The 4,752-nt window shown below is 68.9% G+C and carries 6 protein-coding genes; all 6 read right to left on the bottom strand.

Going from position 1 to position 4,752, the window contains the following annotated elements; all coding sequences use genetic code 11:
• Nucleotides 1–398: 398 nt before the first annotated feature.
• Entirely contained in the window at nucleotides 399–596 is a 198-nt protein-coding gene (locus AB1609_15735; protein MEW6047903.1) for a hypothetical protein, read from the bottom strand.
• A gap of 102 nt (nucleotides 597–698) precedes the next feature.
• A complete protein-coding gene (locus tag AB1609_15730; protein ID MEW6047902.1) occupies nucleotides 699–1,694 on the bottom strand; it encodes a S1 RNA-binding domain-containing protein in 996 nt (331 codons plus the stop codon).
• Between the two features lie 131 nt (nucleotides 1,695–1,825).
• Nucleotides 1,826–2,899, bottom strand: coding sequence for an RNA-guided endonuclease IscB (gene iscB, locus AB1609_15725; protein MEW6047901.1), 1,074 nt, complete (start codon nucleotides 2,897–2,899; stop codon nucleotides 1,826–1,828).
• A gap of 470 nt (nucleotides 2,900–3,369) precedes the next feature.
• Nucleotides 3,370–3,894 (bottom strand): hypothetical protein, encoded by a 525-nt coding sequence (locus AB1609_15720; GenBank protein MEW6047900.1) that lies wholly within the window; start codon nucleotides 3,892–3,894, stop codon nucleotides 3,370–3,372.
• Nucleotides 3,895–3,970: 76 nt separating this feature from the next.
• Entirely contained in the window at nucleotides 3,971–4,195 is a 225-nt protein-coding gene (locus AB1609_15715; protein ID MEW6047899.1) for a DUF6677 family protein, read from the bottom strand.
• Between the two features lie 81 nt (nucleotides 4,196–4,276).
• Nucleotides 4,277–4,752, bottom strand: a 476-nt coding sequence (locus AB1609_15710) for a hypothetical protein (protein MEW6047898.1), incomplete at its 5' end; no start/stop codon positions are given.

Genomic DNA, 4,752 nt, shown 5'->3' with positions numbered 1-4,752 from the left:
ACCGGGCAAGGAGCCGCGCAGCGCAGGCGGGAGACACCCCGAGCGAAGCCGAGGTCAGGTGCAACTCGACAGCCCGGAAACCGCGCGCAGCCCGGTCGAACAACTGCACGGGATCAAGGGCCGCCTTCGCAGCAGCAAACACGGAACACACCACCTCGCTCAAAAACCCGGGCCATAAGACAACCCCCCGGCACAGACAGGCCAGGGGGGCGGGTACAATTCTCTAGACAAACCAGGTCCCTTGCGGAGGGCACAAAAAGACTGCCCTCCGTCAAGAGGCCAGCTACATCATACACAACCACCCGGGAGCGGTCAAGACCCCGGCAAAAGCACCCCGGCAAAAGCAATCCCGGGGCCGGAGCACCCGGCCCCGGGCACGGCCGCCACGTTACACACCTTTATCCGGCCAACGGGGGCTCCTCAAGAACGACAACTGCTTCCCCGAACAATCGCCGCAGACTCTGCCGCGACCTCCTGCCCCGCACCTCAAGAACCACCAGGTCGGGGCACAGGAACACCTCGGAATCCCCGCACGAAGCCACGCGCTCGGCCACCTCGTCAAACCGCTCCTTCGGCACCACGACCAGCTTTCGCACCGTGACCCCGCTCCCTTCTGTGATTCTTTTTACGGCCAGGGACTCCGGGGGCCGCGACAAGGCGGCCCCCGGAATATTCATCGAATACGGCCAACACCGGGATCAGCCCAGCACACGGGTGATGTGCGCGCCCATGCGCCTGCGCTCGGGGTCCACGCGGTCCACGCGCACCACCACCCGGCAGCCGCGGGCAACGCGGCCACCGTCAAACACCAGCTTCGGGCAGAAGGCCTCCACGCCCGGTTCAAGCTGCACAAACACGCCACGCGAGGCCACCGTCACCACCACGCCCGCGCGGAGATCCCCCTCCCGGTAGCGGGAAGCAGCATCCTCCCAGGGGTCAGGCAGGAACTCCTTGCGAGAGCACAGCACCTCGCCCAAATCACGGTCACAGGACAGCACCCGCACCGGAAACGAGGAACCCAGCGGCACCTCGGACTCGGCGTCGAAGACAAACCCACGGGAGAGTTCCCGGTAGGGAACGAGAGCGGACACGCCGCCGATGTCCACCAGGACGCCGCCCCGGGCATACCCACGTACCACGGCCTGGCGCACGGCACCCGGAGCAAGCACCTCCCAGGTCCGCCGCGCCATCTCCTCCACCGCTGCCCTGCGGGAGCACCGCGCCACGCGGGCACGGCCATCCACCCAGCGCACGACGAACGCCACGTGCTGACCCACCAGACGGCGCATCTCCCGGGCATCGGAACAGCCGGACTCCTCCAGGGCCACCTCACCACGGAACGGGCCCAGGTCAAGGTCCAGCACGGGCGGGTCGCCCGACACGGCCACCGCGGGAGCCTGCACAATCCACCCCCGCGACTTGGCCAGCCGCAGATACCCCTCCACGTCCTCGGGCAGCGGCCGGGGATCATGACCCTCGGCCAGGGGAACGTAACCCGAGATTCCGAACCGGCGGCGGGAGCGCCCGGACGGAGCCGGGCCTTCCCGGTCGCCATCCACTCCGAGACCCGGCACTTCGCAGAGTTCCGGGGAAACATCGCCGCCCGTTTCGCCCGGGACAGCTTCGGCAACCTCCGGGGCGGGAACCCCGTCCACCACCACAACTTCCGAATCCACCTTCGCACGACGCGGCAATCAACACACCTCCTTTTCTGGATGTATCAACCTGTATCAGCTTCCGGCAAAGTCAACGGGCGGGCACGTAGACCACCCCACGCGGACGGTGAAGCAGCCTGACCTTCGAGTACGACACCTCGAAATTGGCGTCAGACGCCGTCCGCAGGGTCAGCGCACGCGCCTTCAGGCTCCTCACGCAGCCAAACACCACCCTCCCCGCCCGCTCCGCACGCACCACGTCCCAGTGGCGCAGGCCATTCTTCTCCTCGCACCTCTTCGTGGGATTGCCCTCCCTCCCACCTCCGCCTCCTCAGCGGCCAGACCACGTGCTCCGACCCGAAGAACCTCAGCGGGCCCGGGGCAAACAGCTCCGCCGCCCGAGCGGCACGCGAGCCCGGCACCCCCGGGGACTCCCGCCGCCGCTCGCAGGCACGGACATCCCAAAGCCGCCCGAGAAGCGACACGAGATAAGCCTTCCCCAGCACCGCGTGCGCAAGCCAGGCAAACGTCCGGCCCTCCCTGTCCAGGAAGGCCTTCCCCGCGTGGAGCCTCCGGTGGCACTCCCGGCAGAGCGCCACCTGGTTCCGGGGCGTGTCCGAGCCGCCCTTTGCGCGGGGCACCAGGTGGTGGCGCTGGAGCCGCTCGGCGGACCCGCACAGGACACAGGCCCGATCCCGGTTCAGCACCTTCTCCCGAGCATCCCGGCCGGGCAGAGGCGGGTTCCGGACAGCCGCCGAAACCAGCTCCACGTCCACACCCGATATAGGCGCTATCTCCGCCAGGTCGGCCAGCACCCGGCAGATCGCCTCCTTCTTTTGCCGGATGCTCGGGAAGGGAACCGCCTGCCTGCGGTTGCGGTTCCGGCAGGGGCGGTGCCTGACCAGCCGGTAGCGACGGTTCCTCCGGTACTCCCTGCGCAGCGTGACCAGCCGGGCCACGTCGCCCCGCTGGACAAGAACCCCGCGGAACAGCACCTCACCCGTGCGCTCGTTCACCAGCGCGATCCCCACCTGCCTGGAACCGTCGGCCACCTTCGCCCGAAGGGAACCGACAGGGCCGTCCACCACCCGCCTGAGCCTGATCGCAAACGGGCAGCCCCGCTCGACTACCGCCCTCCCCTCGCGCAACAGCACCCTGGCCCGAGCGGGATGGCAGGGTAGGAGCGCCCTGCCCTCCGCGTCCACCACGAACACCTTGGGGTAGCTCACGACAGAAACGCCCATTTAAGGGCACCCTCCTTCCGGGTCACTCTGCTCCTCGGCAATGTGCCGGGGCCTCTTTCGCCCGCGGGGTGTTCACCGACTGCCTCGGCGAGGCCAGGTTCCGTCCCCGCGGGCCGGCAGCGTCCGGACCTGGAGCAACAGCCCGGAGTGCCCGCCTCCCGGCAACCCCGGCACGTAGCGGGACCCCTCACCTCCCCAGTCGCCCGGGGTTCAGCTTACGGCCCGAAGGCCACCCCCTCAGCCTCAGAGCCGCGGAAGCCTGCCAGGACCTGTGAGGGCCTGGTAGCGCTACCGGAGCTCCTTTTCACCCCGCGTCAGGGCCGCACCCCCCGCCGGGAGCGCAGCGCAAACCGGCCACACCACGGACACACAGGAACAGGACGCAGGACCACCCCCTTTCGCACGCACCCAAGAGGCCACAACCGGGGCCCGCCTCACCAAGGGCAGACCCCGGCACAACCGCGCAGAGATCAGGCGTCGAACTCGGGCAGCTCGGCCTCGGCGCCAGGAGGCACCGGGTAGACGTTGTAGTAAAGCCCGGCGCCCTCGGGCAGCACGCGCCGGGCGGCACGGGCCACGTCGCGGAACAGGCGGGCGGTGTCCTCCGGCCGGTGCGGGCGCACGGGCACGTAGATCACCAGCAGGCCGCCACGCTCGGAGATAGGAGCCTCCACGGCCGACTTCGCCTCCTCGGCCAGAGCGGAGGCATCGGTGAGGTCAGGGTCGTACTCGTCAACCGCCACGTCCTCGCGATCCCCCACCCTGATAGGCAGAAGCCGGTAGCCGGAAGCGCGGGACATGTACCAGGCCACCAGGCGGCGAATCCAGAGCGAGCGCGGGAAACGGCTGAACCAGGCACGAGCCATCTGCGCGGCCCCGGACAGGTGGCCGTCCCAGGCCAGGTCGGACATCTTCCAGGCCACCTGGCCCTCGGTCATCGTACCGCTCAGAACCTCGCGGGCTAGACGGCCGTAATCCTCATCAAGCACGGACACAGTCACCCCTCCTTTCGGAATCCTCCCGGCCCCCTCGGGCAGGGAGGTATGTAGGGGGCGGACGGCCCCCGGAAACTCAAGCGGACACACCCGCAACACACCGGTTATACGCCTCCGCCGTGCGGTAGGCGTCCCAGGCACTGAAGATGCTCCACAGCAGGCCAGTGACAAAACCGATGCCGTAGGCGAACACGAGCAGGCCGTTGACAACGTTGACCAGCAGGAACAGGGCACCCTTGCCGAACTGCCCGTTGTACATCTGGCCGACACCGGGGATCAGGAAACCCAGCACGGCCGCCACACCAGGACTCTTGAGAGGCTGAGGAGAGCCGGACAGGAAAATCACCCCCCTTCCGCCAGGACGGACCCGGGCCCCGCCGCATCAGAAGAAATCGTCGTCGGCAGCCGGACACGGGGCCGGCGTGGGAGCGCCGGGAGAAGCAGCGGGCTGGCCCGCGGGCACGGCGGGCGCCGGGGCGGCGCGGCGCGGGCGCACCACGCGGCGCGGAGGCGGAAGCGCTACCCCCAAACCCGGAGGCTGCGGCGTGCCACCACGCACCACGCGGTAGGCCACGTGAAAACGGGGAAGCTCCATAAGCTGGGTGTAGCCGAACCTGGGCTTGGGCCGGAAGCTCTCGCGGAACTGGTCCGGACCCCAGGGCATGAGCACTGTGCGGTAGTGCCGGTAGCTCATCTCCCTCACGCGCACGTCCTGCTCGCCGAACTCCCGGGCGAAACGCTCCGCGTCAGAGGCCGACAGGCCGCCGAAAACCAGCTTGTTGCGGCAGTTCTGCAGCACCACCTCGCGGAAGGCGGGTGCCTCCGCAAGAAGAAGCTGGTCAGTCACCTGGATGGCCA

It is taken from the genome of Bacillota bacterium (assembly GCA_040754675.1).
In the GTDB taxonomy this organism is placed as follows: Bacteria; Bacillota; Limnochordia; order Limnochordales; family Geochordaceae; genus Geochorda.
Note: the sequence above shows the minus strand (reverse complement) of the source record. Positions and strands in the feature narration are given on the sequence as shown.